27 protein-coding genes are annotated in these 26,277 nt (G+C 63.4%); 12 read left to right on the forward strand and 15 right to left on the reverse strand.

Translation table 11 applies throughout. The features are described 5' to 3' along the window. Window positions 1-99: 99 nt before the first annotated feature. Together pncA and METAC_RS0114605 are read right to left on the reverse strand one after the other, a co-directional pair. Window positions 100-726, reverse strand: a complete 627-nt coding sequence (gene pncA / locus METAC_RS0114600) for a bifunctional nicotinamidase/pyrazinamidase (protein ID WP_198017277.1) — start codon at window positions 724-726, stop codon at window positions 100-102. 5 nt (window positions 727-731) lie between these two features. Next, window positions 732-2,087: a nicotinate phosphoribosyltransferase gene (locus tag METAC_RS0114605; protein WP_026607615.1), complete on the reverse strand. Its 1,356-nt coding sequence runs from the start codon at window positions 2,085-2,087 to the stop codon at window positions 732-734. 224 nt (window positions 2,088-2,311) lie between these two features. On the opposite strand from METAC_RS0114605, the gene METAC_RS23820 reads away from it, so the two are divergent. Both METAC_RS23820 and METAC_RS0114615 read left to right on the forward strand, forming a co-directional pair. Beyond that, window positions 2,312-2,941, forward strand: a complete 630-nt coding sequence (locus tag METAC_RS23820; protein ID WP_051335596.1) for a hypothetical protein — start codon at window positions 2,312-2,314, stop codon at window positions 2,939-2,941. 272 nt (window positions 2,942-3,213) lie between these two features. Then, window positions 3,214-4,272, forward strand: a complete 1,059-nt coding sequence (locus tag METAC_RS0114615; RefSeq protein WP_026607616.1) for a 3-deoxy-7-phosphoheptulonate synthase — start codon at window positions 3,214-3,216, stop codon at window positions 4,270-4,272. Between the two features lie 19 nt (window positions 4,273-4,291). On the opposite strand, the gene METAC_RS0114620 is transcribed toward METAC_RS0114615, so the two are convergent. Both METAC_RS0114620 and mepA read right to left on the reverse strand, forming a co-directional pair. After that, window positions 4,292-5,086 carry a sulfite exporter TauE/SafE family protein gene (locus tag METAC_RS0114620; RefSeq protein ID WP_026607617.1) on the reverse strand — a complete coding sequence of 265 codons (795 nt, stop codon included), beginning with the start codon at window positions 5,084-5,086 and terminating at the stop codon, window positions 4,292-4,294. A 72-nt stretch (window positions 5,087-5,158) separates the two neighbouring features. After that, window positions 5,159-6,079 (reverse strand): penicillin-insensitive murein endopeptidase, encoded by a 921-nt coding sequence (mepA, locus tag METAC_RS0114625; protein ID WP_026607618.1) that lies wholly within the window; start codon window positions 6,077-6,079, stop codon window positions 5,159-5,161. A 234-nt stretch (window positions 6,080-6,313) separates the two neighbouring features. Here mepA and METAC_RS0114630 point away from each other — a divergent pair, with 234 nt between their 5' ends. From METAC_RS0114630 to METAC_RS0114645, 4 genes are all read left to right on the forward strand, one after another. Next, window positions 6,314-7,045 carry a hypothetical protein gene (locus METAC_RS0114630; protein ID WP_036256575.1) on the forward strand — a complete coding sequence of 244 codons (732 nt, stop codon included), beginning with the start codon at window positions 6,314-6,316 and terminating at the stop codon, window positions 7,043-7,045. A 332-nt stretch (window positions 7,046-7,377) separates the two neighbouring features. Beyond that, on the forward strand, window positions 7,378-7,785 hold the full coding sequence (locus tag METAC_RS23825) for a DUF423 domain-containing protein (RefSeq protein ID WP_245257494.1): 408 nt from the start codon (window positions 7,378-7,380) through the stop codon (window positions 7,783-7,785). A 77-nt stretch (window positions 7,786-7,862) separates the two neighbouring features. After that, window positions 7,863-8,264: a response regulator gene (locus tag METAC_RS0114640; protein ID WP_245257495.1), complete on the forward strand. Its 402-nt coding sequence runs from the start codon at window positions 7,863-7,865 to the stop codon at window positions 8,262-8,264. Between the two features lie 279 nt (window positions 8,265-8,543). Next, on the forward strand, window positions 8,544-10,451 hold the full coding sequence (locus METAC_RS0114645; RefSeq protein ID WP_198017224.1) for an AsmA family protein: 1,908 nt from the start codon (window positions 8,544-8,546) through the stop codon (window positions 10,449-10,451). A 3-nt stretch (window positions 10,452-10,454) separates the two neighbouring features. Here the strand turns inward: METAC_RS0114645 and METAC_RS0114650 are convergent, their stop codons facing one another. The 5 genes from METAC_RS0114650 to METAC_RS0114670 all read right to left on the reverse strand — a co-directional run bounded on the left by METAC_RS0114650 (window position 10,455) and on the right by METAC_RS0114670 (window position 15,479). Next, on the reverse strand, window positions 10,455-11,273 hold the full coding sequence (locus METAC_RS0114650) for an ABC transporter permease (protein ID WP_026607622.1): 819 nt from the start codon (window positions 11,271-11,273) through the stop codon (window positions 10,455-10,457). Then, window positions 11,270-12,163: an ABC transporter permease gene (locus tag METAC_RS0114655; protein ID WP_245257496.1), complete on the reverse strand. Its 894-nt coding sequence runs from the start codon at window positions 12,161-12,163 to the stop codon at window positions 11,270-11,272. Before METAC_RS0114655 ends, METAC_RS0114650 begins: the two co-directional genes overlap by 4 nt. A gap of 20 nt (window positions 12,164-12,183) precedes the next feature. Continuing rightward, complete coding sequence (locus METAC_RS0114660; protein ID WP_026607624.1) at window positions 12,184-13,293, reverse strand: ABC transporter ATP-binding protein; 1,110 nt, start codon at window positions 13,291-13,293, stop codon at window positions 12,184-12,186. 28 nt (window positions 13,294-13,321) lie between these two features. Then, window positions 13,322-14,020: an orotate phosphoribosyltransferase gene (locus tag METAC_RS0114665; protein ID WP_026607625.1), complete on the reverse strand. Its 699-nt coding sequence runs from the start codon at window positions 14,018-14,020 to the stop codon at window positions 13,322-13,324. 130 nt (window positions 14,021-14,150) lie between these two features. Continuing rightward, window positions 14,151-15,479: a TAXI family TRAP transporter solute-binding subunit gene (locus METAC_RS0114670; protein WP_156898325.1), complete on the reverse strand. Its 1,329-nt coding sequence runs from the start codon at window positions 15,477-15,479 to the stop codon at window positions 14,151-14,153. 240 nt (window positions 15,480-15,719) lie between these two features. On the opposite strand from METAC_RS0114670, the gene METAC_RS0114675 reads away from it, so the two are divergent. The 3 genes from METAC_RS0114675 to METAC_RS23830 all read left to right on the forward strand — a co-directional run bounded on the left by METAC_RS0114675 (window position 15,720) and on the right by METAC_RS23830 (window position 19,295). Continuing rightward, a complete protein-coding gene (locus METAC_RS0114675) occupies window positions 15,720-16,076 on the forward strand; it encodes an HdeA/HdeB family chaperone (protein WP_026607627.1) in 357 nt (118 codons plus the stop codon). 301 nt (window positions 16,077-16,377) lie between these two features. After that, window positions 16,378-17,331, forward strand: coding sequence for a SphA family protein (locus tag METAC_RS0114680; RefSeq protein WP_026607628.1), 954 nt, complete (start codon window positions 16,378-16,380; stop codon window positions 17,329-17,331). A 359-nt stretch (window positions 17,332-17,690) separates the two neighbouring features. Next, window positions 17,691-19,295 (forward strand): DUF1254 domain-containing protein, encoded by a 1,605-nt coding sequence (locus tag METAC_RS23830; protein ID WP_084143670.1) that lies wholly within the window; start codon window positions 17,691-17,693, stop codon window positions 19,293-19,295. Between the two features lie 24 nt (window positions 19,296-19,319). On the opposite strand, the gene METAC_RS0114695 is transcribed toward METAC_RS23830, so the two are convergent. The 3 genes from METAC_RS0114695 to METAC_RS0114705 form a co-directional block, all read right to left on the reverse strand. Next, window positions 19,320-19,781, reverse strand: a complete 462-nt coding sequence (locus METAC_RS0114695; RefSeq protein WP_245257497.1) for a hypothetical protein — start codon at window positions 19,779-19,781, stop codon at window positions 19,320-19,322. A gap of 125 nt (window positions 19,782-19,906) precedes the next feature. Next, window positions 19,907-20,293 (reverse strand): hypothetical protein, encoded by a 387-nt coding sequence (locus tag METAC_RS0114700; RefSeq protein ID WP_026607630.1) that lies wholly within the window; start codon window positions 20,291-20,293, stop codon window positions 19,907-19,909. A gap of 79 nt (window positions 20,294-20,372) precedes the next feature. Further along, entirely contained in the window at window positions 20,373-21,617 is a 1,245-nt protein-coding gene (locus METAC_RS0114705; protein WP_026607631.1) for a NupC/NupG family nucleoside CNT transporter, read from the reverse strand. A gap of 491 nt (window positions 21,618-22,108) precedes the next feature. Here METAC_RS0114705 and METAC_RS23835 point away from each other — a divergent pair, with 491 nt between their 5' ends. Next, a complete protein-coding gene (locus METAC_RS23835; protein ID WP_051335599.1) occupies window positions 22,109-22,711 on the forward strand; it encodes a L,D-transpeptidase in 603 nt (200 codons plus the stop codon). 113 nt (window positions 22,712-22,824) lie between these two features. Here METAC_RS23835 and METAC_RS0114720 read toward each other — a convergent pair whose 3' ends face one another. The 3 genes from METAC_RS0114720 to ykgO form a co-directional block, all read right to left on the reverse strand. Further along, on the reverse strand, window positions 22,825-23,643 hold the full coding sequence (locus METAC_RS0114720; protein ID WP_156898232.1) for a tetratricopeptide repeat protein: 819 nt from the start codon (window positions 23,641-23,643) through the stop codon (window positions 22,825-22,827). Window positions 23,644-23,722: 79 nt separating this feature from the next. After that, on the reverse strand, window positions 23,723-24,310 hold the full coding sequence (locus METAC_RS0114725) for a cadmium resistance transporter (RefSeq protein WP_198017226.1): 588 nt from the start codon (window positions 24,308-24,310) through the stop codon (window positions 23,723-23,725). A 125-nt stretch (window positions 24,311-24,435) separates the two neighbouring features. Further along, entirely contained in the window at window positions 24,436-24,561 is a 126-nt protein-coding gene (ykgO, locus tag METAC_RS0114730; protein ID WP_012590802.1) for a type B 50S ribosomal protein L36, read from the reverse strand. A gap of 258 nt (window positions 24,562-24,819) precedes the next feature. On the opposite strand from ykgO, the gene METAC_RS0114735 reads away from it, so the two are divergent. Together METAC_RS0114735 and METAC_RS0114740 are read left to right on the forward strand one after the other, a co-directional pair. Next, window positions 24,820-25,350 carry a globin domain-containing protein gene (locus METAC_RS0114735; protein WP_026607634.1) on the forward strand — a complete coding sequence of 177 codons (531 nt, stop codon included), beginning with the start codon at window positions 24,820-24,822 and terminating at the stop codon, window positions 25,348-25,350. Window positions 25,351-25,538: 188 nt separating this feature from the next. Continuing rightward, complete coding sequence (locus METAC_RS0114740; protein WP_084144014.1) at window positions 25,539-26,264, forward strand: DUF1007 family protein; 726 nt, start codon at window positions 25,539-25,541, stop codon at window positions 26,262-26,264. Window positions 26,265-26,277: the final 13 nt, after the last annotated feature.

Consider the following 26,277-nt stretch of genomic DNA (forward strand, 5'->3'; position numbering starts at 1 on the left):
GCTTTAGACGCCCGGCTCTCCAGCCCGAACCAAGGCACGGCGAAATCCCGCAAAAGCGAGCGAATTCCTCGGAAGATGGCGCCAGCGAAGCGCGCAACTTTAGAGAATGTCGGCCGTCGCGAAGCGATCGACGCCGATCTCGCGGAAGCTGTTCCAGGCCGAGGTCGAGCCCGCGAGACCGAGGGCGCGGCAAGCGTCCTCGACGACAGCGACGGAAAAACCGAGTCTCTTCGCGTCTTCCGCCGTCCAACGGACGCAGACGTCGAGGGCGAGCCCGGTCAGAACGACGCGGGCAAAGCCGCGTTCGCGCAAATAGCCGCAAAGGCCGGTCGGCGTCCGCCGATCGTTCTCGAAGAAAGCGGAATAGGAATCAATGTCTCGGCGATGGCCCTTGCGCAGCACCAGCGCGGCATGAGGAATGTCCAAAGCGGGGTGAAAATCGGCGCCTCCCGCACCCTGAACGCAATGGTCCGGCCAAAGAATTTGCCGGCCGTAAGGCAAGTCGATTTCCTCGAAAGGCTTCCGCCCCGGATGAGAGGACGCGAAGGAGGCATGGTCCGGCGGATGCCAATCCTGCGTCATGACGACATGATCGAAAGCCTGCGCGAGCCTGCTGATCAGCGGCGCGACCTCGTCGCCGCCCGGGACGGGTAGACTCCCGCCGGGACAAAAATCTCTCTGCACGTCGATGACGAGCAGAACGTCGGCATCCGATCGCCCGATCAGCTTGCTCAAACTGGCTCCTCAGCGAGGCCGAGCCGACGCTCGACGTCTTTGGCGAGACGGCGCAAGGGCGCAGCGACCACAAGAGGATAGGTCGCGCCCGACTCCAGCTTTTGCAAGGGAGCCGGCAAGCGCGCCAATTCCGCGCGGGCGCGCGCACGGATTTCTTCCAGAGTCGGCGGCGGAGAGAGACGACGTCCCTCGCGCATCACAGGCGCGAGCAGCGGCTCGCCCGACTGCGCGTCATCGCTTTCGAGCGAGAGCGCATCGCCCGTCATCCGGCCTTCGGCGAAGCTGCGCCAGACCTGCTTGCGGCCGGGCCAAGTCGCTTTGCCGGGGGCGCGTTTGAGCCGCGCAAGCCCGGCATATTCCTCGAGCTTGTAGACGCAATCGAGCGAGGCTGCGTCGGAAGATGTGGTGAGGCACGTGCCGAGGCCATAGCCGTCGATCGGCGCGTCCTGATGCGTGAACGAGACGAGATCATCCTCGTCCAGGCCGCCGCTGGCGAAGATCGTCGTCTCAGCGAGCCCGCCCTCGTCGAGTATGCGCCGGATCTTTCGCGCCAGGACGACCAGATCGCCGCTATCGATGCGGACCCCGGCGACGCGGATTCCCGCCGCGCCGAGCTTGGGCGCGAGGGCGACGATTTTGTGGGCAGCGGCCTCCGCGTCATAAGTGTCGATCAAGAGGATAAGCCCATCGGGCCGGGCGTGGGCGAAAGCCGCGAAGGCGGCAGATTCGTCGTCAAAGGTCTCGATGAAGGAATGCGCCATGGTCCCATAGAGGGGAATGCCAAAAAGCGCGCCGGCGAGCACGGTCGCCGTCCCGTCGAACCCCACGATATAGCTCGCGCGCGCCGCCATCAGCCCCGCCTCGGCGCCATGCGCGCGGCGAAAGCCGAAATCGACGAGAGTCTTGCCCGGCGCTGCGAGGCGCATGCGCGCCGCCTTGGAGGCGACCAGCGTCTGATAATGCAGAATGTTCATCAGCCGCGTCTCGACGAGTTGCGCCTCGGCCAAGGGCGCGGTGACGCGCAGGACAGGCTCGTTGGCGAAAAAAACGCCGCCCTCGGGCATGGCCTCGACCGAGCCGGTGAAGCGCATGGTCTCGAGCTTTTGCAGAAACGCGCCACTAAATCGGCCGCTCGCGGCGAGCCATGCGATCTCGTCTGGCGCGAAACGGAAATCTTGAAGATAGTCGAGCGCCTGCTCGAGCCCGGCCGCGACCAGAAAACCGCGCCGCGGCGGCAATCGGCGCACGAAAAACTCGAACACGGCCTCCCGCGTCTCGCCGCTATCCTGATAGGCCTGCAGCATGTTGAGTTGATAGAGATCCGTGAGCAAAGCGCTCCTAGTGAGATCCATACGCCGATTTCCCTTCGCGCCGCGCGCAGCGTCCGTCATTGCTTTGACCGAAGCTTAGCAGGGCCGGCCCAGAGTTTCGACAAGCTATCGAATCCCGCCGGCCGCGCGAATGCGGCTTCCGCCCTTCTGTCATGCGACGTGAGATCGCTCGTTCATCCGTCTTAAGAGCACGCAAAGCTCGATGGCCATTCGCCAATCGAACGCTCCATTTGGGAGAAAGGCACATGACGACCAAGCCGTTGCTGCTCCTCGCACTCGCGATCGCCGCTCTTTTTGCTTCTCCCGCGCGGGCCTTCGAGACCGCGACCGTGGTGCGGGACCACTGCTCTATTCGGATCGGTCCCTATTTGCTCAATTACAGCGGCTTTCAGCCGGAGGTCCAATCGAAAGAAGCATTCTGCGCCGATCTCCCGGCTTCGGGCAGAACGCTGATCGTTCTCGACGTTGAGCAAAACTCCGGCGGAATGGGCTTGGCCTCGGACCATTACAATGAACTGCGAGACATGCAGATCGACTTTCGAATCGTGCGCAATGTCGGACAGGACGAAGAGGATCCGGAGGAGCAGACCGAAGTCTACCTTCCGCCAGAGAAATATCCCGCCGGCACGCTGACCTTGCAGCATGATTTCAAGAATGGCAGTTACATCGGCGTTGTCACGGCGCGGGACTACCACGGTCGAATCTTCGTCTCGCGTTTTCCCTTCCGGGTTGGGCCGTCGGCCAGCGCATTGCCTTACGCGGTCGGCAGCTTCGTCTTAGGCGCGGCGGCCGTCGGATTTTTGATCGCGCGGCGCCGGTCGCCGGCCTTGTCGCGAGCCGTGCAGCGTTTCCGCGCCACGACGACAATTAGCTGACCAGCGAACGCCACTCGCGGCCGGGATCGCTTGCCCGCCCGCGGCGGCATCGGCGCAAAAACCATATGACAAGGGTTTTCGTCTGCGCTACGGTGACGGCCATGTTGCTCGTCTCCAGCCGCGCCTATTTCTGGTTTTATTGGTTTTCCTCGCCAGCGGCTGAGGCTCGATGCGCATGATCTGACGACATCGCAAAAGTCCTTCACCAGCCGCCCGGTTCGCCTGGCGGCTTTTTCATGCCGCGGGCCCCGGCAAAATTCGGAGCCGAAGCCGTGTTGAGCACTGACGACCTTCGCATTTGCGAGATCAAGGAACTCGCGACCCCCGCCGAAATCATTCGCGAATGCCCTCGCACCGAGACCGCGACCAAGACCGTCATCAACGCGCGCGACGCTTTGCGCCGCATTCTCCGCGGCGAGGACGATCGCCTCGCCGTCGTGATCGGTCCCTGCTCCATCCACGATCCAGTCGCCGCGCGCGACTACGCCGCACGGCTCGCCGAGGCGCGCAAGCGGCTCGCGGGCGAGCTTGAGATCTTCATGCGGGTCTATTTCGAGAAGCCGCGCACGACGGTCGGCTGGAAGGGACTGATCAACGATCCGCATCTCGACGGCAGCTTCGCGATCGACCAGGGCTTGCGCATCGCGCGCGGGCTACTCCTCGACGTCAATGATCTCGGCTTGCCGGCGGGCTGCGAGTTCCTCGACATGATCACGCCGCAATATATCGCCGATCTCGTGAGTTGGGGCGCGATCGGCGCCCGCACAACCGAGAGCCAGGTCCATCGCGAGCTCGCCTCCGGCCTCTCCTGCCCGATCGGCTTCAAGAACGGCACCGACGGCAATGTGCGGATCGCCGTCGACGCGGTGAAGGCGGCCTCCTGCCCGCATCATTTCCTCGCCGTGACCAAGACCGGCCAGAGCGCCATCGCCTCCACGGCCGGCAACGAGGACTGCCATATCATTCTGCGCGGCGGCAACGCGCCCAATTACGACGCCGCCAGCGTCGCCTCGGCCTGCGCCGAGGCGGTGAAGTCCGGGGTGACGCCGCTTCTGATGATCGACGCCAGCCATGCCAACAGCCGCAAGAAGCCGGAAAATCAGGGACAAGTGATCGAGGATGTCGCGGCGCAAATCGCCGCCGGCGAGCAAAGAATCATCGGGGTCATGATCGAAAGCCATTTGCGCGCCGGCCGCCAGGATCTCGTTCCTGGCCAGCCGCTGGTCTATGGCCAGAGCATCACCGACGGCTGCATCGACTGGGAAAGCTCCGTCGCGCTTTTGGAGCGTCTCGCCCAGGCTGTCGCCGCACGGCGCGCCTTGGGTCGATAGCGGACCGGAACGGCCGAGTTCAGATGGAGAGCTTGGCCCCGACCGCGGCCAGCGTGCTGGCGAGGACCGGCCGTAAAAACTTGTCGGGGATCCTGGCGGCGAGATAGGAGCCGATGGCGATTCCAGGGAGCGACCCGATCAAGAGCGAAACGAGCAGGACCCAATCCACCGAGCCCATGAGCCAATGGCCGGCTCCGGCGACGAATGTCAGCGGAACGGCATGCGCGATGTCGGAGCCGATCAAGCGGACGGTCGGCAATCTCGGATAGAGGGCCAAAAGGACCGTGATGCCGATGGCCCCAGCCCCGACCGAGGAGATGGACACGAGCGCGCCGAGAAAGGCGCCAAGAAGATGGGTCAGAAGCCGAGTCTGGCGATCGGTCAGCCGATCCGTATGCGCGGCGATGTATCGGAGCAGCCAACCGCGAAACAGGATGACGACCGCGGTCAAGATCAAGGCGAAGCCCAGAACCGAGGTGATGACGCCATTGGCGACATGGCCGCCTGATTTTCCGAGCAGAGAAAGCGCGACGAGCGCCGCGATCGTCGCCGGAACGCTGCCGGCCGCGAGCCGCCCGGCGATGCGCCAGTCGACCGTGCCGTTCAGCGAATGAACGAGCGTGCCATTGCTCTTGGTGATGGCGGCGTAGAGGAGATCCGTGCCGACGGCGGTCGTCGGCGCGATGCCGAAGGCCAGAACCAGCAATGGCGTCATCAAGGAACCGCCGCCGACGCCGGTGAACCCGACGAGCCCGCCCACGAAGAACCCGGAAATCGAATAAAGCGGATGAAACGCATGCAGAAACTCGACCAAGTGACGCCCGCACTCCGGTTAATCTGAATGTCATCCTGCATACATTTCGCGCGCCAGCAAGGCGGGCCCAGCCTATCTCGCGATGAGAACCCTTTGGCAGTCTGTGGGCAATTGCGCCATGGTCAGCGGCGGCTTCGGTTTCCATGGCCCTGGCTTCGGATGCAGGATCTGATCGGAAAACCACCAAGCGAGCGAGGCGTCGCAGCCTTGGCCCGGAGGCGTCGGATCCTGATCCTTGCATGCGTCCTCGCCGGCCGGACAGGCGAGCCGGACATGGAAATGATAGTCATGTCCGTAATAGGGACGCACCTTGCCGAGCCACGAGCGGTCGCCCGTCGCGTCTCGGCAGATCGCCTTCTTGATCGCGGCGTTGACGAAGATGCGCTGAACCTCCGGGTCCTGCGCCGCCGCCTTGATCACGGCGAGATGATCCGGCGTCCATTTCGTCGCGTCGACGTCGAGCCGGTCGGCGCGCACGACATTCACCGCCGACATTTCCTCGCGCTCAGCTCGCGACAGATCGCGATTTGGCATAGGCGTCAGCCAAATGTCGGCGTCCAGACCGATCTGGTGCGAGGCGTGACCGGTGAGCATCGGGCCGCCGCGCGGCTGTGACATGTCGCCGACGAGAATGCCGGGCCAATGGCTCACGCCCGGCACCTTGCGCGCGAAACGCTCGAGAAAGGCGATCAGCGCCGGATGACCCCAATTCCGGTTGCGCGAAAGCCGCATTACCTCCCATGCCGGCCCGTTGACCGGAAGAGGCTGGCCGCCAGCGAGGCATCCACGCGAATAGAAGCCGATCGTCCGTGCCGCCAGGGGCGCGGGCTCGGCCTGGCGGCCGAATAATTCCTTAGCGGGCGTCGCGGGATCCTCTGGATGCGCGAGCGGCGGCAAAGGCTTCGGCTCGAGCGTCCCCTTGTCCTGGGCCAAGGCCGCGCCGAACGCCCCCAAGCCGAACGCGACTGACGCCGCGAAAAAGCGCAATCGCATCGTTTCCTCCCTCTCCGGTCGCGCCGCGCGATTGCTGCGCAGCCCAGAGGCTAATAGGAAAATGCCAAGAAGTTAACGCTTTCAAACCTAGGCCTCGGTCCGCCGCATTTCGTGTCGGCCTTGCTCGCGATGCATCTGGAATGGAAAATGCTCCGAAGCGCGGATCACGCCGCGTGCGGAGCAGAGCTCGGCGCGGCGATTCTTCGCCCGCCCAGATCCGAGAGAAACGATTCCATGTCCGAGGTGATGCAGCGAAAGGAGCGAATCAATTCGGCGATCCGCGAGCGCGGTGCGGCCGCTTTCGCCGGGGCGTTGATGGGATGGCTGGAGGCGACCGCCTATTTGCGCGTGCTTCCGACGCTCGAGAAGCTCGCGCTTCCCCGCGGCGTCGTTCCGACCCTGTCCAATGTCGATCTGCGCGAGGAAAGCGTCCGTGAAGTCGCCGATGACGCGGTCATGGCCTTTTGCATCTCCGCCGGCCTGGGCGACAATCGCGAAGCCGTCATCGAGCTGCATGGCCTTTTGACCAAGCAGATGGGCCCAATCTATCCGGGCTCCTCAGCGATCGCGCACTGCATGCAGACCATCGATCCGATCGTCACGCTCGACGACGCGGTCGGCCAAGCGCTCAAGGCCATGCTCGACGGCAAGGCGCTGGACGCAAAGGACATATGGAATTCCGGGCTGCGCCTGCTGCAGCGGCTCCGTTCGTCAAATTTCATGCAGGAGCTTGCGCCGCTTCTCGCCCAATGGATGCGGCGGAAATGGTCCTCCGTGATCCGTGAGCAGCGCTTCAATCTGACTCGGCCGCGCCTCAGCGTGCCGCCGATCGAAACAGCCCTCGCCGACCCCGCCGACGATCAGAGCTTCATCGCAGCGCTGCTGCTCGCCGGCGCAGACGCCGCCGACATCGAGATCGAAGCCGATTACCGGCGCCAGCTCGAAGCGATCGCGCGACGCCCCTGAGCCGCTTTGGCCGCGACGCCAGCTCCGGCATGTCGACCAGCGCCCGCGGCCAATCTTGAAATGGACAAGATCCCCCAACAATAATCCAACGTTCATGGTGGAGAAATCGAAACGGCTGGTCGGCGCCGCGCGAATTTCGCCGCCCTCGTCTAGCCCGAGCCGCGAATCTCGGACTGCGCAGCCTATTGAGCGAGCGCAATGACGCGATCCGGAGCCTTGTCATCCTGTCATGGACATTCATTCGTCGGGGCCCTATCGCGGGAGCTGCGAACCGTCGGGAGTTCCGCTTGGCGCGAACCGGCTCAGCAAGGGAGCAATCTCAGGCAATGCGCATGTCGGCGTTCATCGCAATCGGCTTGGCGGGATTGGCCGGCGGCGCCGGCGTCATCTTATCCGCCGTCGCGGCCCATGGGACGGCCGATGCGCCGCTCCTCACGACATCGGCCAACTTCCTCATGCTGCACGCCGCCGCAACCATCGCCGCCGCATCAGTCGCTCTTGCCGCCCCACAAAGCGGCCGGCCATTCCTGATCGCCGCAGCGCTCTTCTTGTTGGGCGGCCTATTGTTCAGCGGCGACCTCGCCACCCGCGCGCTCGCTGGAGCGCGGCTCTTTCCCATGGCCGCGCCGATCGGCGGCTCGAGCCTTATTCTTGGCTGGGCGGCGGTGGCGATCGCTGCAATCGTCGCGCTACGCGCGGAGCGAGCCAAAACTCTAGGACGAGTGGCGGAAGGCAAATAATCGAATGATGGCCACGGCGCCGGTCCATTTCCTGGACATTATGAAATCTACAAGGCAAAGTCGTCGATATTGAAACAATGGTTCGTCAAATGGCGCTCGTCCGCTCAGCGGCTAACAGCTCGAGACCTCGGATCTTGATCGTCGAGGACGAACCGTTCATCGCGCTCAGCTTGGCCGATGCGTTGTTCGATCTCGGCTTCAACATCGCGGGCAGCTTCGCCGACGTCGCTTCAGCGCTCGAGTTCATTGGCCGGGAGCAGATCGACGGCGCCTTGCTCGACGTGAACCTCGGCTCGCATAGGATCGACCCAGTCGCCGATCTCCTCGCAAAAAGAGCCTGCCCGTTCATCTTCACCACAGGATATGGCCGATCGGGAATACCACCTGCCTACGCCGATCGCGCCGTGCTGCAGAAGCCGTTCGGCCTCAACGACCTCGCCGGCGTGCTGCAAGCCGAGTTCGGCGTCGTCGGCATCTAGATCCGACGCCAGTCAGATCAAAGTCGCCGCCGCCGGCCGCGCAACTTTCTAAGACAGCCTCGGGTTCGATCGCGCTACGATCTCGCCTTATCGAGCGCATGTGACTCTCGCGACCGCGCCGCCGCTCTTGACAAGATCCGACTGATCAAAGCTCTATCGCCATGTTGGCGACAAAGTCGAGGGTCAGACTAAGGGGGGTTCGACGGCGCTTAGCCGCTTCGAGCCACAAGGCCGCCAACGCACGACGCCTACTAGGGCAATTTGAGAGCCATGGTCGAAATGGCGCCACTCGCTCCCCTGTCTTCGCGGCCGTCGCGAAAGCGCGCGGCTCGCGCGATCGGAGCTATCGCCGTCATTTTTGTCCTCGTCGGCTTTGTCGCGGCCATGGTCCCCTGGGCTTTCTCGACCGAGGCCTTGCGCGGCGAGATCATGTCGCAGATTCGGCAGATGACTGGCCTCGCGCCGATCTCTCAAGGACCCGCCGTCTTCGTCGTTCTGCCTCAGCCGCATATCAGCATCGAGGACGTCAGCCTCTCCGATCCATCCGGCGCGCTTCGAATCCAAGCCCGCGCGCTCAAGGGCTATTTTCGCGTGACGTCGCTTCTGCGCGGACAATTGGAGATCGGCTGGGCGAGCCTGACGCAGCCCGAACTGGCCATCGATCTCGATGGAACGCCGATGCCTTCCGATAGCGCCATCGGGCGCGCGGCGGCCGCGAAATCGGCGAGCCCACAAGCCGCGACGGCGGACCAAGCCCGGCTCGCCGCCGTCACGCTCATCGATGGCCGCGCCCGTCTCAAAAGCAGGTTCTCGGCCTCCGAGATCGTCATCGACGGCGTCAACGTCGCAATCGACTGGCGAAAGCTCGGAGGTCCCGCCCGCGTGACCGGGCAGGCCCGCTTTCAAGACGAAACCACAGGGATCGCGGCCCGGATCGAGAGTCCCGTCGACCTCTTGCGCGGCGGGCGATCGGCGGTTTCGCTCGGCGTCATGAGCAACTCGCTCAACCTTTCCGCCGACGGCGTTCTCGCGAGCGAGCCGGGCGCATCCTTCAGCGGACACATCGTCGCTTCGTCGCCGTCCTTGCGCAAGCTGCTGCAATGGGGCGGCTTCTTCATCCCCTTCCCTGATCTTCTCACGGATTTCGCCCTCGCCTGCGAGGCGAGGCTGGACGAGACGGGCGCCGCCTGCTCCGAGCTCAAGCTCCGCCTGGACGACAATGAATTCGAAGGCGCGCTTGCGCTTCAAGCGCGCGACAAAACGCCGGCCCTCTTGGGCACGTTGGCGACGAACCGCCTGTCCGCGCGGCCTTTTATCGTGGACCTCCCGCGCGCGGTCGGGCCCGACGGAGAGTGGAGCCGGGAGAGTTTTGATCTCGACGACCTCCGCCGGTTGGACCTAGACCTGCGCGTCTCCGCGGCTCGGATCCTCTTGCCGAACGCGCAGATCGAGGATGCCGCCTTCGCTGTGCTGAATCGAGACGGTCGGCTGGAATTCAGCTTGGCCGAGGCGAAGGCCTATCAGGGCGTTCTCAAAGGTCGGGCGTCCCTCTCCGCCGGGCCGGACGGCGTCTCCCTCCGCGCGCGCGGCTCTCTCTCTGATCTCGACATGGCGGCTTTGCCGTTCAGCGCCTTCGCCGGCGGAAAAATAATCGGCGCGTTGACCGCCCACACCAGCATCGAAAGCTCAGGCTCCGACATGCGTGAGCTGATGCGCAATATCGACGGCGACGCGCAAATATCGGTTGAGAAGGGCGGGCTCGTCGGCATTGATCTCGGACAGGCTTTGCGGAGAATCGACAAGATGCCGCTCGCGCTCCCGAGCGACATCCGTCGTGGGGGCACCGCCTTCGATCGCGCCGCCTTTGGATTGCGCATCGCCAAAGGCGTCGCGGAAATCGAGGCCGGCGCGTTGAACGGCCCCGGCGTCGATCTCCAGTTCGGCGGGGCGGCCGATATCGGCGGGCGGGCGCTCGAGCTTAGCGCCGTCGCCATGCCGTCGGACGCCGAGGGCGGCGCCTCACGGCAAGGTCCGCAGTTTCGCTTCCAAGTTGCGGGCTCGTGGGACGATTTGACTTTCCTGCCCGACGTGCGCGGCCTGATTAGCCACTCGGACGCCGCCGCGCCGCTGCTCGCGCCGCGCGCCGCCGCCAAGCCCGCGCGAAACGCCCCGCCGAGCGCGGATTAAAACTCAGTCCCGCGCGCCCCTGCCAGCGGACCCCTCCAGCTGGCCGCGAGGACTCCTGCCGATCAAGGCGGCAAGGAGCAGGCTCGTTCCGACGAAGCCGATCAACAACGTGGACATGGCGTTGATCTGCGGCGTCACGCCAAGCCGAACTTCGCTATAAATGCGCATGGGCAACGTGGTTGAGCCCGGCCCCGTGTTGAAGCTGGCGAGAATAAGATCATCAAGCGAGAGGGTCACGGCGAGGAGGAAGCCGGTGGCGACGGCCGGCGCGATAAGCGGCAAAGTGACCCGCATGAAGGCCGTCGCTGGCCCAGCGCCCAAATCCGAAGCCGCTTCTTCCAAAGATCGGTCGAACCCGGCGAGCCGCGCCCGGACGAGTATCGCCACGAAGCCCAGGCTCAAAGTCGCATGGGCGACGACCAGCGTGACGAAGCCGCGCTCGACCCCCGAGGCCACGAAGAAGAGCAACAAGGCGAGGCCCATGACGACCTCCGGCAGGACCAGCGGCGCATAGATCGCCCCGGCGAAAAGCCCGCGCGAGCGGAACCTGCCGAAACGATCGAGCGCCAGGGCCGCGAGCGTCCCGAGAATGGTCGCGATGGCGCCTGAAGCTATGGCCGCCTCGAGGCTCGTAGCGGCGCTCGCCATCAACTGCCTGTTGGCGAAAAGCGCACCGTACCAACGAGTCGACCAGCCGCCCCAGACCGTCACCAAGCGAGACCCGTTGAAGCTGTAGATCACCACGAGCACGATCGGCCCATAGAGAAAGGCGAAGCCGGCGCAAAGGACCGCGAGCCGCGCCACCGTCCAGTCCCGCTTCACCGCTGCTCCTCCCCGGCTTTTATCTGTAGCCGTTCATAAAGGACCAGCGGGCCGACCAACAAAGCAAGCAGAGCGACCGCTGCGGCGGAGGCCGCTGGCCAGTCACGATTGGCGAAGAAGTCGTTCCATAGAGTCGCGCCGATCATCAAAGTGTCGGACCCGCCGAGAAGATCTGGAATGACAAATTCGCCGACCGCCGGAATGAAGACCATGAGCGCGCCGGCGAGCACGCCCGGCAGCGACAGCGGAAAGGTGATTCTCCAAAAAACGCCTGTTGGCGAGGCGCCAAGATCGGCCGCCGCCTCCGCCAAAGCCCTGTCCTGATTCTCGATCGCCGCGTAGAGCGGCAACAGCATGAAGGGCAGATAGGAATAGACGATGCCGATGAGCACGGCCCAATTGGTCGCGAAGATGTGCAATGGCTCCGCGATGAGGCCAATCCCCATCAACGCATGATTGATGAGGCCTTCGTCCTTCAGGATCATGATCCAGGCGTAGACGCGCACCAAAGCGCTCGTCCAGAAGGGCGCGATCGCGAGCAACAGGAGCAGCGGCCGCCGGTTCGGTTCGGACCGAGCGATGGCGAGCGCGAGCGGATAGGCGACGAGCAAGGCGATCATTGTCGCCGCCGCCGCGATCAGAACCGAATTGACGTAGGATTGGAGATAGAGGCTGTCGCCAACGAGCCCTGCATAGGCGTCGAGCGAGAGCGCGCCGAGCTTGTCTCGGATGTCCGCGAGGTCGAAGGAATTGAAGATGGGCGCGTAGGGGGGCTGACCGAGTTCCGAGCTCGACAGCGAGACCTTCAGTACGAGAGCGAAAGGCGCGAGGAAAAATAGGATCAGCCAGCCATAGGGCAAAGCGAGGACGAGACGGGCCGCCAGGCTCATGCGCGCGCGCGCCGCCTTGGTCATGACGGGAGAATGATCGCGGCGTCCGGCGTAAATCCGGCGGCGACCTTGTCGCCCGGCTCGAAGGCGCTTGCGCCGGGCTCGTGGTTTTGCCGCGCGGCGCGCAAGGCGAGGCCGCCGGAAAGGCCGATGCGATAAAGCGTGACCTCGCCGAGATAGGCTTTTTCCTCGATCACGCCATGAAGGAGATTAAGGCCGGGCGCATCCGGCGCCGCCTCCGATGGGCAGACGAGAATGCGCTCGGGGCGAAGGGCGACGGCGACCGGCCACCCCGGCGCGTAGGCCGCGGCGCAGGCGATCTCGACGGCGCCCGCCGCGGTCGCAACCGAGACGCGACCTCCGGTCGTCGTCGCGACCTTTCCGTCTAGGAGATTGATCTCCCCGACGAAGCGGGCGACATAGCGCGAGCTCGGCGTCTCGTAGATTTGCTCCGGCGTCCCGATCTGCTCGATCCGGCCCTCGCGCATGACGGCGATGCGGCCAGCCATCGCCATCGCCTCCCGCTGATCATGGGTCACGACGAGGAAGGTGACGCCGAAAGTCTTTTGCAGACGCATGAGCTCGAACTGGGTCTCCTCGCGCAGACGCCGATCGAGCGCCGCGAGAGGTTCGTCGAGGAGCAGAAGCTTCGGCCTTTTGGCGAGCGCCCTGGCGAGAGCGACGCGTTGCTTCTGCCCGCCCGACAATTGATCCGGGCGGCGCTCGCCCAATCCCTCGAGCTGGACGAAACGCAGCATCTCTTCGACGCGGGTCTTGATCTTGGCCTTCGGCATTCCCTCCTGGACCAGGCCGAAGCCGATGTTGCACGCGACATTCAGATGCGGAAAGAGCGCATAGGTCTGGAACATCATATTGACCGGACGCCGATGCGGCGGCGTCTCGGTCACGTCGACGCCGTCGATGAAGATCCGGCCCGAGTCCGGCGCCTCGAAGCCCCCGATGAGGCGCAGAAGGCTCGTCTTGCCGCATCCGGACGGCCCGAGCAGCGCGAAAAACTCGCCGCGCCGGAGCGAGAGGGAAAGATTATCGACGGCCGTCAGCCGGCCATGCCGCTTCGTCACGCCCTCCAGGCGAACGACGGGGGCCGCGGATTCCGATGGTGCGGACACTGCGTTCGAACCTCCCCCGCGCCGCGCTTCACCCCGCCGGCTTGAATTCTGAAACGCCGCCATGCGCCGCCGACCAAGCCGCAGGCGCGGCGAGGAATTTCTCGACCTCGTCGAGCGTCGCCGAATCGAAAGCCGCGCTTTCCCGCGCGACCGCCAAAACGTCATGCCAAGTCGTCAGATAATGCAGGGCGACGCCGAGCTCGTCCATGAGCGCCTGAGTTTGCGGAAATATGCCGTAAAAGAAAAACACGAAAGCATGGTCGCAGCGCTGGCCGGCCTCGCGCAGGGCGTTGCAAAAATTGACCTTGCTGCGTCCGTCGGTGGCGAGATCCTCGACGAGCAAGGCGCGGCCGCCGTCATGGAGATCCCCCTCTATTTGGGCGTTGCGGCCAAAGCCCTTGGGCTTCTTTCGAATATATTGCATCGGCAGCATCAGCCGGTCGGCGAGCCAGGCCGCGAAAGGAATGCCGGCGGTCTCGCCGCCGGCGATGACGTCGAGGCTCTCGTAGCCGATCTCGCGCTCGATCGTCGTCGCGGCGAAATCGACGAGCCGCGCGCGCAGGCGCGGATAGGAGATGATCTTGCGCATGTCGGTATAGACCGGGCTCGCCCAGCCGGACGTGAAGATGAAGGGCGTCTCGGCGTTGAAGAGGATCGCCTTCACCTCGATCAACGCCTTGGCCGTCTCGCGGGCGATCACTTGCTTTTCTGACGACAATTGGGACATGGGCACACTCGGGGCGCAACTTTCGGAGCTTCTCCTCGCCCGGCTATGGCCGCGGGTCAAGCCGGGTTCGCCGGGCCGCGCGCCGATTCATCCCCTGTCGCACAGGGGCTGTCAGGGCACGGCCTGCTTGTCAGGAGGCGGCCGACCCGGTCGCGCCCGACGCAGAGGGTGGCTGCGGCTCGCGCTCCCCCTCGCGGCGCAAAAAATCGCGCCGCTTGTCGATGGCGTGGCGAGCATGCGCGATGGCGACCGAGAAGCCGGTGGAATCGAGCCCTCCCCTGGCCTGGCCCTTGACGAACCAGGAGATGACCAGGTTCAGCTCCGCCTCGAGGCGCTCGAGCTCAGCGTGGTCGGCGCCGAGAGCGCGATCGGCGAGCGCGATCAGCCGATCGACCTGGCGGAGATCGTCCTCGGACTTTCGGCGCGCCATGCGGCTCGCGATAAAGGCGGCCATCGAGCCGAGGGCGGTCAATCCCATCCCGACAATATAAAAATACTGCTGGAACTCGTCGAAAAAGCTCTGCTCGCCATTGGTGAGATAGGCGGCGACGCCTGGATGAACCGGCAGGATCGGGTTCTTTTCGTCGGTGTCCGGCGCCTCGATCTGATTGGCGAGCGGCGTCACCGCCATCAATTTGGCCTTGGCCGTGAAAATGGACCGCGCGATCGCTCCGGCGACGATATTGAGCATCTTGCCGGGCGCGACGAAGCGGTAGGTGACGGCGACGCTCGTCACAGTGTCGTCGGGCGTCGGCGGCTGGCCTCTGAACGCTCCGACGGGAATGTCGATCGACTCGAATCCGGGATCGCGCTTGGCGATCGCCTCCGCTTCGTCGATGGCGAGGATTTGCGGCCGGCCCCTGGTCGCGGCCCGCACCGCGGAAACGACGTCCACCGGCTCTCCGGGGCCGATAGGGCCAACGGCGAGGATCGCCGCGACGCGCTTGTCGCGCACGGCCTTGCCGATCTCGGCGAGCGGCAGGACAAGCCGCTTCACCGCCTTCGGCTGAATGTCATAATAGCGCAGGATCGCATCAAAAGCCTGCTCGTTATAGGCCTGCAAAGGACTTTCGGGTATGGCGATCGTCTTGCCGTTGAGGTCCGCGACCTTGTCGATCGACGATTTAGGCGGCAGGACGATCGCCACTGCGTCGCGGCGGAGAATGGCGATGGTTTGGCCGTTCGTCGGCGGCGCGACGTCGGTCCGCACAATGGCGAGATCGGTCGCTCCGTCCTCCAGCGCCTTCGCGCTCGCAACAAGATCGGCGACCGGAACGAATTTAATGTGGACGCGTGGATGATCGCTCTGCATCACTGACGCGAAAGCGCCGACGAACCGTTGCGCCGCACTGGCTTGCGTGCTCGTCGTCACACGCAGGTTCGCATGCGGCGACCAGAAATACACGGCCGCGATGAGCGCCGCGACTATGACCAGGATCCCCCCTATCAGGAGCAACATGCGGCGCAAAGAACGGCTCCCGGCGTATTGTTTCGGGATCGCGGACATCCACCTTGGCGCTAAAGCATTTTCGCGGCGCACGCAAATGCCGCGGCGGGCTTCCGGTTCGGCGGGCAGGTTGTTTGTCGCGCGTCATTCGCGGTACAAGGCTAGAGCTTGCGCGGCGTCACCGATTCCGTTGACGCCAGCGCGAGCGCCGGGCGCGCGCTACCGGCCTAATAGTCAAGCAGGAGGAAAAGAATGCGACACGCACTACTCGCCGCCGCAACCATCACAGCGTGCCTCGTCTCCAGCGCAAAGGCGCAAACGCCGCTCAGCGCCTATGCTGACCCGGAAGGCTATATCAACGTCCAGGCTTTGACCTGCGCGGAGCTCGCGGGCACCTTCCAGGAGGACGCCGATCTTCTGACCACCTGGTACAGCGGCTGGTATAACGGGCTGGCGAAAAAGCATTTCATCAATGTGAAGCGCTCCAAGGAAGCCGAGCATGAAACGATTGTTTATTGCAAGGCGCATCCCGAGAAGAAGGTGATCGAGGCGATCGGGACCGTCATCGATGAGATGCGGGCCAAATCCGGGATCGAACTCTCGAAATAAACAAAGGCCTGCCTCGAAAAAGGACGCGCCGGAGGCTTGGACTTCGGCGCATTCCGCGGGGCCCGTGGTCGCCGCCCCCTGATCGCCCTCGCTTCGGAAGGGCGGGAGACCTCGTCGCTGTGTTAAAATTATTACTGTTGGAAGGAATCGCGCGCTGAACCGATGAAGCCACTCCTATTTGCTTGAGCGCTCCTGCATTAGTGCAATTATAGTAGCGAACTAAGGAATCCTCTCTTTCAATAGAATTTGGTTGGAAAGATCCGTCGGGCAGTCATTCCATGCCGAGAGAAGAATAAGAGCCATGGAAAAAGGGTGCGCGAGGCGAACCGCATATGGCGCGCTCTGTTTCGGCTGGCTCTTTTCAGCCAGCCAGCCTGCGCAGGCTACGGAATATGGCCTCAGCGACTACATCCTCGGCTTGTCGATGCCGATGTCCGGCTATACGCCGCCGCCAGGCGCCTATTTCTGGGACACGTTTTACCTCTACAGCGGCAGCGGGACGCTCTATCGGGACCCGGCCGCCAACAGAAGCACCAAAATCGCCTACAGCTATCTCGCCGACGTCGCGACAGTGGCTTGGTATGGCGATTTCAAAATTCTCGGCGGCACGCCCGGGCTTTCGGCGGTTACGGCCCTGGTCGGATTTCGCAATACCGCCTTGACCACGTCGACGAATTCATACGGCGTGCGAAACCTCTCCAGCGCCACCGGCGAGGTCACTAGCCTCTCGGACAGCTATTTCAGCGCCTTGCTGGGTTGGGAGGCCGGAGAGCACCATTGGAACCTGGTCGTGACAGGATTCGCGCCGACCGGCAACTACAATCCCGACCGTCTGGCGCAAACAGGCCTCAACCGGCCAGGCATCGACGTTCGAGGCGCCTATACCTTCCTAAGCCAGTCGGGGACGGAAGTCTCCGGCGCGCTAGGCGTCACGTTCAACGCGCTCAACACGACGACGAACTATCAAAGCGGCGATGAACTTCATTTCGAATGGGCGCTGAACCAGCATCTGCCCTTCGGCCTCGCCGCCGGCGTCGGCGGCTATTATTACCAACAAATCACCAATGATCATGGCGCCAGCGACGCCTATGGCGCGTTCAGAGGGCGCGTCGCGGCGGTGGGGCCTTTGCTCGCCTATACGTTCGTGGCGGGCGCGCAGCAGGTCAGCCTCAGCGCACGTTGGTTTCATGAATTCGACGTTGTGAATCGCGTGCGAGGCGATTCGGTCTTCACGACATTGAGCTTCCCGCTTTAGAGCCGAGAGCGTTCCAATCGATCGTCTTTCCGAACATGCTTTGGCGATCCAACTTCGACGCCCCGCTCCGAAGGCCATGACGACCCGCACTTCGACGATTGCCGGCGGAGCGATAATCGGTTGCGCATCAAAGAGGCCTATGGTTTCTCAAGGCGGCGCTTTCGGCCGCGCGCGGAACTCGTCTACCGCGTTTCCAATGGGCTCGCCGCGCCGCACATGCAGGAGGTGCGGAAACGCCGGACGCGCAGGCGACAAAGCCGACCAAGATGACCGGGAGATGACACGAGCAGATGACAATAAGAGAGACGACACTTGTGGATCGAAACGCGCGATTTGCGAGCGCATGGCTGGAGTATGCGATGAACAATAAAGCTCTTGCATTGACGGTGAGCCTTCTCCTCGCTCAGGCGCTCGCGCCGGCGGCCTTCGCCGAGACGTCGACCAAGGAACCCGCCAAAGAAGCGGCTATCTCTGAAGAAGAAGCGCATGCGATCGGGGTCGACGCCTATCTCTATCTGTACCCCCTCGTCACCATGGACCTGACCCGCAAGCAGCTGACCAATGTCGAGCCGGGCAAGGAATGGGGCCGCGGCCCCATGAACACGTTTGCGAATGTTCCTGAATTTCCGCCGGCCGATTTCAAGGCCGTCGTACGGCCCAATTTCGACACGCTTTATTCCATCGCCTGGCTTGATCTCATCAAGGAGCCGGTCGTCGTTTCCGTTCCCGACACAGGCGGCCGCTATTATCTCTTGCCGATGCTCGACATGTGGTCGGACGCCTTCGCGTCGCCGGGGTGGCGCACGACCGGAACGCAGGCCGGCACTTTCGTCGTCGCCCCGCCGAATTGGCGCCCGGAGCTCCAGGGCGACAAGCTGACCGGGAAATTCAAGCTTCCGAAGGACGCTCAGCGCGTCGACGCGCCGACACCTTATGTCTGGATCATCGGCCGCACCAAGACCGACGGACCGGCAGATTATGACGCCGTCCACAAGATCCAGGCCGGATTTAAGGCGACGCCTCTCTCGCATTGGGGCAAGCCGCCCGCTGCCGTCGCTTTCAAAGCCGATCCCAATATCGACATGAAGACGCCGCCGAAGCTGCAAATCGATGGGATGCCGGCGAGCCAATTCTACGCCTTTGCCGCCGAGATTCTAAAACTCCAACCGCCGCATCTCACCGACCAGCCGATCCTCGCGCGCTTGCGGCGGATCGGGTTCGAGCCCGGCAAGAGCTTCGACATCGACAAGGTCTCCCCAGCCGTCAGAAGCGGCCTTCTGCATGCGCCTGAAGACGCGCAAAAATTGATGAAATGGAAGACCCAGTCGATCGCGCAGGTTGTGAACGGCTGGTCGATGAACACGAACACAATGGGCGTTTATGGCGATTACTATCTGAAGCGCGCGATCGTCGCTCAACTCGGCCTCGGCGCCAACGTCCCGGAAGATGCGATCTATCCGCTCAATCTCGCCGACGAAACGGGCAAGCCCCTCGACGGCGTCAATTCCTACAAGCTGCATTTCGACAAGAACGCGCTGCCGCCCGTCGAGGCGTTTTGGTCCGTGACCCTCTACGACCAGGATGGTTTCCAAGTCGGAAACCCGCTCAATCGCTTCGCCCTCAGCAGTTGGATGCCGTTCAAATATAATTCGGACGGGTCGCTGGACCTTTATGTCCAAAACGAGAGCCCCGACGCAGACAAAGAGACGAATTGGCTCCCCGCGCCGAAAGGTCCGTTCAACCTCACAATGCGCCTTTATGCGCCGAAGCAAGACGCCTTGACCGGGGTATGGAATCCGCCTCCGGTCACCGAGTTAGTGAAGGCGCCTCTCAATCTACTTCCTCCGGCCAAGACCGAGCCGCCGGCCAAAGCGGAGGAGCCCGCCACGGAGCCGCCCGCCAAGGCTGACGAGGCTCCCGCCGAGCCTAAGGACGACAACTCGGACGACGCCGAAAAAGAATAAGGCGCCGAAGGTCCCGCGGCGCGTCTACCGGTCCCACCGGTCGAGCGCCGCGGCGAGACGATCCGCTTCTGCGGCGATCGCGGCGGAGCGACGCCGCAAGAGCCCGAGCATGTCGCTCAAGAGCGCTGGAGCGTCCTCGAGATCCCGCTCCCCCGCCAGCCAACCGGCGAGGGCCGACTCGTCACGGTCGAGGGCGCGGGCGGCGTCGCGCTGCCAATCGCCGCCGAAGGCAAGCCGCGCCGCTCGGCGAAACAGATCGGGCGCCGAGAGATTCGCCTCGGCTGCGGCGGCGCCCTCCGCGAGCTTCGGCTGCGTCAGCTCGGCTAGGCGCAAGATCTCGGGAAGCGCCGCGCGGACCGCATTGGCGCCCGCCAGGGATACGGTCCAATGGCGTTTCTCCGGTCGCCATTGGACATGCGGCGCCCAGCGCAGAAGCGCAAGCAACTGCTCGCTGAATCCCGACCGGATGACGATGACGTCGCCCACGACCTCAACAAAGGGATTCGGTGGAAACGGATTTGCCGCAAGGGAAGCGCGAGCTTTTTCGATGGCGGACATTTCGGTTCAACCGCGCCCGTGCAGTCGGGGAAAAGAAAAGCAGCGCGGCCCCATCACAAACCGCCGCTCATCACGCCGTCCCAATTTGGCCGCCCGGTGGTCAGGAAATTGAGGATCGCTCGGGCGGCCGCAGCGCCGTTGGCGCGCCAACCCGGATGACGCCGATCAACCGTCAGATCCGGGAAAAACAGCGCGGCGAGCGAGCCGCCGGCCTGGGCCTGTCCTTGCACGTAGCGCCGGGCGCCGAGGACCGAGATTCCATGCGCCAACGCAATATGGCCGCCGATGCAGCCGACCGAGCCGCAGTCGGAAGCCGCCTGATTCATGTCGAGGGCGGCGGCTTCGGCCATGAGCTTGGAACACAGCGCGATGAGCTCCTCGCGTTCCCAATCCTCGACTCCGAGCGCTTCGGCCGGCAGATAGGGCTCATGATGTTTCATTTCCGCCTCCTTGGATAGACAAGCTGAATTTAGGCCGATTTCGCGAGACGTCGACTCCCTCGCGAGAAAAGAAGGCGGCTCATGTGATCATCCCGACCACGGCGCCGCTCATGCTGGTCGCCAAAGTCCCCGAGACGATCGAACGCAAGCCGAGTTGCGCGATCTCGCGCTTGCGCTCCGGCGCCATCACGCTCATGCCGCCGATCATGATCCCGAGACTGCCGAAATTGGCGAAGCCACAAAGGGCGAAAGTCATGATCAGCCGCGAGCGCGGGCTCAAAGCCTCCTGCGGCAGGCGCGCCAGCTCGACATAGGCCACGAACTCGTTGAGCGCCGTCTTGACGCCCATGAGCCGCGCGGCGGCCTCCGTCTCGGCGGCGGGGATTCCGATCAGCCATACGATGGGACGAAAGCCGAAGCCAAACAGGCGCTGCAGCGTCAAAGGATCGTCGGCGTGAGGAATGAAAGCGAGAGTCATGTTGATGAGCGCGACGAGCGCGACAAGCACGATCAGCATCGCGATAATATTGGCGAGAAAACCGATCCCCTCATTCGCGCCGCGCACGATCGCCTCCATCATGCTGGATGGCGGATCGGCGATGTCGAGACGGCCGGCCTCTTTGAGATTTGGCGCAAAGGGAACCATGATCGCCGCAACGGCGAGGGCCGCTGGCGTCGATATGATCGAAGCGATGAGAATCATGCCGAGCGCGTCGGGAATGACCGGTCCGAGCAGGCTCGCGTAGATCACCATGACGGTCCCCGCGATCCCCGCCATTCCGCAGCTCATCAGGGCGAAAAGCTCGCCCCGCGCCATCGACCTGAGATACGGCCGCACCAGCAAGGGCGCCTCGACCATCCCAACGAAAATATGCACGCATGCGCCGAGGCCGAGCGCGCCGCCGATCCCAAGTGTGCGCCGGAGCGTCCAAGCGAGGACCCAAACGATCTTTTGAAGAATGCCTAGGTAAAATAAGAGCGAGGCCAGCGCGCTGATCACGAGGACCAGCGGAAAAGCGCGAAATCCAAGGATGAAGCTCGCCTCCGGACGAGTCTCGGCGAAGGGGAGCGGTCCGCCGCCAAGATAGCCGAAGACGAATGAGGTTCCGGCGTCGGTGGCGGCTTGCAGCGCCGCGACAGCCCGATTCAGGAGGAGAAAGACCCATGTCGCGGGCGGAAATTTGAGCAGCGCCAGAGCCAGGCCGAGCTGAAGCGCGACGCCGCCGAAAACAACGCGCAACGCCGGCCCGCGCCGGTTTTCGCTAAGAAGCCAAGCCAAGAGAAGGAGCGCGAGGATGCCAACCGCGCCGCGGAAAACTGTCATGCCGGCCTCATTGAACCGATATTTTCTTGAACGAATGATTGAGCGGACGGACCGCATCCAATCGACGCGGGAACTTCTTGCGAACTATCGAGTTCGCAAATGCAAGAATCGCGCGGATCGGCCCAGCGAGGCGCGCAGAAAGCGAAGCGAGAGAATTCATTTCTCACGCAGGGGTTGTTTTGCGGTGGGAAAAGCGCGCGAAAGCTAAACTCAAATCCAGACTTTCCCCGTTGGTTGCGAGGCGTGAGTAGAATTGGTCCGTAAACCTTAAATAAACTTAGTCATTTACTTTGAATTGTCGCAGCGACAGCATAGCGATCGGGGCAGAGAGGGTGGCGCCCGCAAAGCGGCAAGGCGCGGAAGAGTCGGTTTGCATCTTTTGATTTGATTCCGTCGAGAACGGCTTTCCGTACGCTCGTCACGGTCGAATTGCTTAACGAGCGCGCGGAAAGCCGTTGCGGCGGCCATAATAAATTTTGGGGGAGGCTCAAATGAGAATCGCGAGCGGCGCTTGCGCGTTGTTCCTCGGCTTGTTCAATTTGACGGCGGCGCATGCGACAGTCGTCATCGACATCAATCTCAGCACGCAGACCATGCATGTGCGCGGCAATAGCGGAAACTATGACTGGCGGGTCTCGACCGCGCGTTCAGGCTTTGTGACGCCACGCGGACATTATCGGCCGATTTCCCTGCAGCGCATGCACTATTCGCGCAAATATGACATGACGCCGATGCCCTATTCGATTTTCTTCCGCGGCGGCTATGCGATTCACGGCACCTCTTCCACGGGGCAACTCGGCCGGCCGGTGTCGCATGGCTGCGTTCGTCTCGCGCCCGGCAATGCCGCGCGCCTCTTCGAGATGGTGCGCTCTGAAGGCGGGTCGATCAGCATCAGCGGCTCGCCGCCACACAGCCTTTATGCGCGAAAAAGGCATTCGGCGACTTACGCGGGCTGGCGCGGACGGCCGGAGGGTGCAATGTCCTACGCGCCGGCGCGCCGCACCACGCCCATCGGCGCGAGAGCCTTGCAGCTCACAAATCCCGTATTTCGCGCGCCGCCGTCTGGATCGGACTGGCCTTATTACTACCAGTAGAACGAGCGCGGAAAGTTCTCCGCTTTCCCAGAAAAGCGATCGCCCGGCTGTGTCCTCGCGCTTCGAGACGGCCTAGCTTGGGCTTTTGAAGGATTCGCGCAGTCTCGACGATTCTAAATGTCGCGCCCTTCGATTTGCAGCCTGAGCTTCTCGGCGTTCTTCTGAAGGTCGGGCTGGGACGGGTAGATCGCGAGGGCCTTGTCGAACACTTGCAAGGCCCTTTCAGCGAAACCGGCGCGCTCGAGGATCAGGCCCATCCCCGCGAGAGCGCCGAAATGGCGCGGCTCGAGCTTCAGGACATGATCGATATCCGCCATCGCGCCGTCCAAGTCATCCGCGAGAAAGCGGGCGGTCGCGCGTTGGTTCCAAGCCTCGGCCCATTCCGGCTCCAGCGCCAGGACCTTGTCGAGAAGCGACAGCGCCAGCTGAAAATCCTGGGCCTGCAGAGAAACCAAGGCCCGCTGCATCAGCAGTTCGGCGGAGTCTGACGGCGACTGCAGCCAGACACGCTCGATGGAGGCCGCAACCTTTTGCGACTCCTCGGGATCGGACGAGGCCTGCAGGCGCTTGAACAGATCTTCGAGGGCGCGCCCACGTCGCGCGGCGGCCGGCTCATGCGGCGCCAGCGCCTCCTTCAATTTCTCGGCGCGCGCGGCTTTTTGTTTCGCCGCCCGCGCGGCGGCGGCGTCTTGCGCGCGATCCGAAGCCGTCGCGCCGCCGCTCATGGCGTCCGGCCGATCGGCTCGGCCTCGCGGGGAAGGAATTCCCGGCCGTGCACGAAAACCATCCAGGCCGAAATCGAATTTTGGCCGCGCGCGCTCCTCGCCGAAATCGCGCCAACCATCCGGCAGTCCGCCGGGAACGCCCGGAAAATGTTGCGTGTCGGCGGCGTAGCCCGTCGATGCGGCCTCCCCGCCGAGCAGTGCCGCCACGCCCGCCAATAGGAAGAGCCGTTTGCGCATAGCCGATAAGGTAGACAAATCGACGCTGAAAATCAAAACCGGCGAGGCGTCAGGAAAGGAAAAGATCAACGGGCCGATCAATCAAGATGAGCAGGCCGACGCCGATCAGGAGAATGGGCAAAGCCCATCGGATCACACTTTCGAGACGATCTTTCACGGCGGGATGACCGGCGAGAGCCGCGGCGAGCGAACTCATGAAAACGGCCGCGGCGACAGCGGCGGCGAGGCTTGCGAGAACGAAAGCGGGCTTGAGATCGGCCAAAAGCGGCGTCATGACGCCCAGCGTGTCGCCGCTATTCGCCAGCAAGACGAGGGCGAAGCTGAAATAGGCCGACGAAGCCATCGCGCTCGCCGGCGCCTTAGGAGAATTCGCTTCGCCGCCTCTGCGGCCAAGGACCAGATTGATCAGATGATATGCGCCCAAGCCGAGAGGGATCACGCCGAGGTAGCGGATCGCGTTGGTCGGCAAGCCGTCGGCGGCCCGCGCCAGCGCAAGGCTCGCGAGGAGGACAGTGAGGCAAACGCAGAGAAACGTCAGGCTGATGAAGAGAGGCCGGTATCCCGGCCGCGCGCCATAGGCCGAAAGAACCGCGAGATTGTCGAAATTCGTTGAGGCGTAGGAAGTCGCCGCCACCATCGCGACGCCTAAACCTTCGATCAAGTCCGCCGATGTGACGAAAGCGCCCAAGGAAGGCCCCGCGTCGCTATGCGACCGCTCCGCGCCGAGTCAGCGCGTCGCGCCTGTCAAGCGCCGACTGATCTTCAGCCCTGGCGCGCCTTATAGCGCTTTTGCGTCTTGTTGATAATATAGACGCGCCCCTTGCGCCGCACGAGCTGATTGTCGCGATGGCGGCCGCGCAGGGATTTGAGGGAATTACGGACTTTCATCGGACATGTCCCATAAACGAAGCGACCGGCCGTCGCCGGCCGGTTCAAAAGCTAGGCCATCCTATGCCCGATCGCGCGCGTCCGATCAACCCCTAAACCGATCGCCGAAGGAAGCGTTCGGCTGGCGCAACCCTGGATAGAGTGAGGACGACAGGCATATAATGTGCTTGGCGCATTCCAGAGATGGCGCGACTCGCCGATTCACGCGATGAAGCGGCGCACAGGCGTCTGCGACAGGCCGCGCAGGGAGACGGATGAATGACGAACGAGCAAGTCGAAATCGTAAAACGCACGATCGTGAGAATTTTCCCGCCGCGTCCCGAAGGCAGCAGCGAGATGATTCTCCAGCGTTACGAAAAAGCGAAATTCGAGGCGTCGAAAGCATTTGGAGAAGTATTCTTCGCCCGCCTCTTCGAGACCGCTCCTGAAATGAAGGAGCTTTTCAAAGAGCCGGAGAAAACAGTCCATAAGTTCGGCGAAATGCTGCCAATGCTGTTTCGCTCGATGAACCGGCTCCACGACACTTTGAATACGATGCAGGAACTCGGCGTCACCCACATGAAGGCCGGCGTCAAGCTGGAGCATTACCAGCCGTTTCTCTCGGCGCTCTTATGGACGTTCCGCACGCAGATGGGCGAGGAGATCTTCAACGAAGACGTCGCCAAGGCCTATGTCGCCGTGCTCTCCCGCATCTGTGGCATCATGTGCAACGCCGCCTATCCCGATGCGCGGCGCATCGCCGAGGCCGAAGCGGCTGCGGCCGAGGCCGCGGCCTCGAAGGCCGGCTGAGCCTCGGAGCGACCGCGAGAAATTCTCGGCGCCGCTCCGCCGCCCAATCCTTAATGCCGGCGCCTCTCTTTGGCCGGGTTTTCGAGCTTATTGACGTCAGCAAAGCTTTACAGCACCGCTTGCCTGCGGCGATCGTTTCTGCGCAATCGAGCCGCAGCGCACCGCACGACGTTCATAGATTTCGGCGCATGACAGAAGCCAGAGGATCCATCGCCGCCAGCGTCCGCGCAGGCGGGGGCGCAACGAGACGACTGAGCTCCCGGCGGGCGCGCCGGCGCTTTTTGTGGGCCTTCGCCCTCGCGGCTGTAGGCGCCGCGGCCCTTTCAGCCCCTGTCTCCGCGCATCCGCATGTCTGGGTTTCGGCTCAAGAAGAGGTGATCTTCGGCGCGAAAGGACAGATCGAAGCGATCCGACACGCTTGGGTCTTCGATGAAGCCTATTCGGCTTTCGTGACCCAAGGGCAGGCCAAGGACGGCGGGCTCATGACCAAGGAACAGCTCGCGCCTCTCGCCAAGTCCAATGTCGAGGACCTAGCCGAGTTCGAATATTTCACCCACGCCAAGGCCTCCAATGCAAAGGTCGAGTTCGGCGCGCCTATCGACTATTCATTGGAAGAACGCGACGACAAGCTCATCGTGCTGCGTTTCACTCTTCCGTTGAAGACCCCGGCGAGCGCCAAGATCTTCTCGTTGCAGGTGTATGATCCGACCTATTTCGTCGCCTATGAGCTCGCCAAGGACGAGCCCATCCGCTTCGTCGGAGCGCCTAAGGGCTGCTCGGCCAATGTCCTTGGCGCGAAGCCCTTGGCGGCTGACGAATCCAAGAAGCTCACCGAATCCTTTTTCAGCGGGCTTTCGCCGGGAACCGATTTCGGCGTCAAGCTCGCGACGCCAATCATCATCGCCTGCCCATGAGGCCGCGGTGAGA

This window comes from Methylocapsa acidiphila B2, assembly GCF_000427445.1.
Classification (GTDB): domain Bacteria; phylum Pseudomonadota; class Alphaproteobacteria; order Rhizobiales; family Beijerinckiaceae; genus Methylocapsa; species Methylocapsa acidiphila.

Excerpts from the sequence above, each read along its gene's own strand:
- METAC_RS0114605 (WP_026607615.1), bottom strand. The coding sequence starts at position 2,087 with ATGGATCTCACTAGGAGCGCTTTGCTCACGGATCTCTATCAACTCAAC.
- METAC_RS23820 (WP_051335596.1), top strand. The coding sequence starts at position 2,312 with ATGACGACCAAGCCGTTGCTGCTCCTCGCACTCGCGATCGCCGCTCTT.
- mepA (WP_026607618.1), bottom strand. The coding sequence starts at position 6,079 with ATGCGATTGCGCTTTTTCGCGGCGTCAGTCGCGTTCGGCTTGGGGGCG.
- METAC_RS0114630 (WP_036256575.1), top strand. The coding sequence starts at position 6,314 with ATGTCCGAGGTGATGCAGCGAAAGGAGCGAATCAATTCGGCGATCCGC.
- METAC_RS23825 (WP_245257494.1), top strand. The coding sequence starts at position 7,378 with ATGTCGGCGTTCATCGCAATCGGCTTGGCGGGATTGGCCGGCGGCGCC.
- METAC_RS0114640 (WP_245257495.1), top strand. The coding sequence starts at position 7,863 with ATGGTTCGTCAAATGGCGCTCGTCCGCTCAGCGGCTAACAGCTCGAGA.
- METAC_RS0114645 (WP_198017224.1), top strand. The coding sequence starts at position 8,544 with ATGGCGCCACTCGCTCCCCTGTCTTCGCGGCCGTCGCGAAAGCGCGCG.
- METAC_RS0114655 (WP_245257496.1), bottom strand. The coding sequence starts at position 12,163 with ATGAGCCTGGCGGCCCGTCTCGTCCTCGCTTTGCCCTATGGCTGGCTG.
- METAC_RS0114665 (WP_026607625.1), bottom strand. The coding sequence starts at position 14,020 with ATGTCCCAATTGTCGTCAGAAAAGCAAGTGATCGCCCGCGAGACGGCC.
- METAC_RS0114670 (WP_156898325.1), bottom strand. The coding sequence starts at position 15,479 with ATGTTGCTCCTGATAGGGGGGATCCTGGTCATAGTCGCGGCGCTCATC.
- METAC_RS0114675 (WP_026607627.1), top strand. The coding sequence starts at position 15,720 with ATGCGACACGCACTACTCGCCGCCGCAACCATCACAGCGTGCCTCGTC.
- METAC_RS0114680 (WP_026607628.1), top strand. The coding sequence starts at position 16,378 with ATGGAAAAAGGGTGCGCGAGGCGAACCGCATATGGCGCGCTCTGTTTC.
- METAC_RS23830 (WP_084143670.1), top strand. The coding sequence starts at position 17,691 with ATGAACAATAAAGCTCTTGCATTGACGGTGAGCCTTCTCCTCGCTCAG.
- METAC_RS0114700 (WP_026607630.1), bottom strand. The coding sequence starts at position 20,293 with ATGAAACATCATGAGCCCTATCTGCCGGCCGAAGCGCTCGGAGTCGAG.
- METAC_RS0114705 (WP_026607631.1), bottom strand. The coding sequence starts at position 21,617 with ATGACAGTTTTCCGCGGCGCGGTTGGCATCCTCGCGCTCCTTCTCTTG.
- METAC_RS23835 (WP_051335599.1), top strand. The coding sequence starts at position 22,109 with ATGAGAATCGCGAGCGGCGCTTGCGCGTTGTTCCTCGGCTTGTTCAAT.
- METAC_RS0114725 (WP_198017226.1), bottom strand. The coding sequence starts at position 24,310 with ATGGTGGCGGCGACTTCCTACGCCTCAACGAATTTCGACAATCTCGCG.
- ykgO (WP_012590802.1), bottom strand. The coding sequence starts at position 24,561 with ATGAAAGTCCGTAATTCCCTCAAATCCCTGCGCGGCCGCCATCGCGAC.
- METAC_RS0114735 (WP_026607634.1), top strand. The coding sequence starts at position 24,820 with ATGACGAACGAGCAAGTCGAAATCGTAAAACGCACGATCGTGAGAATT.
- METAC_RS0114740 (WP_084144014.1), top strand. The coding sequence starts at position 25,539 with ATGACAGAAGCCAGAGGATCCATCGCCGCCAGCGTCCGCGCAGGCGGG.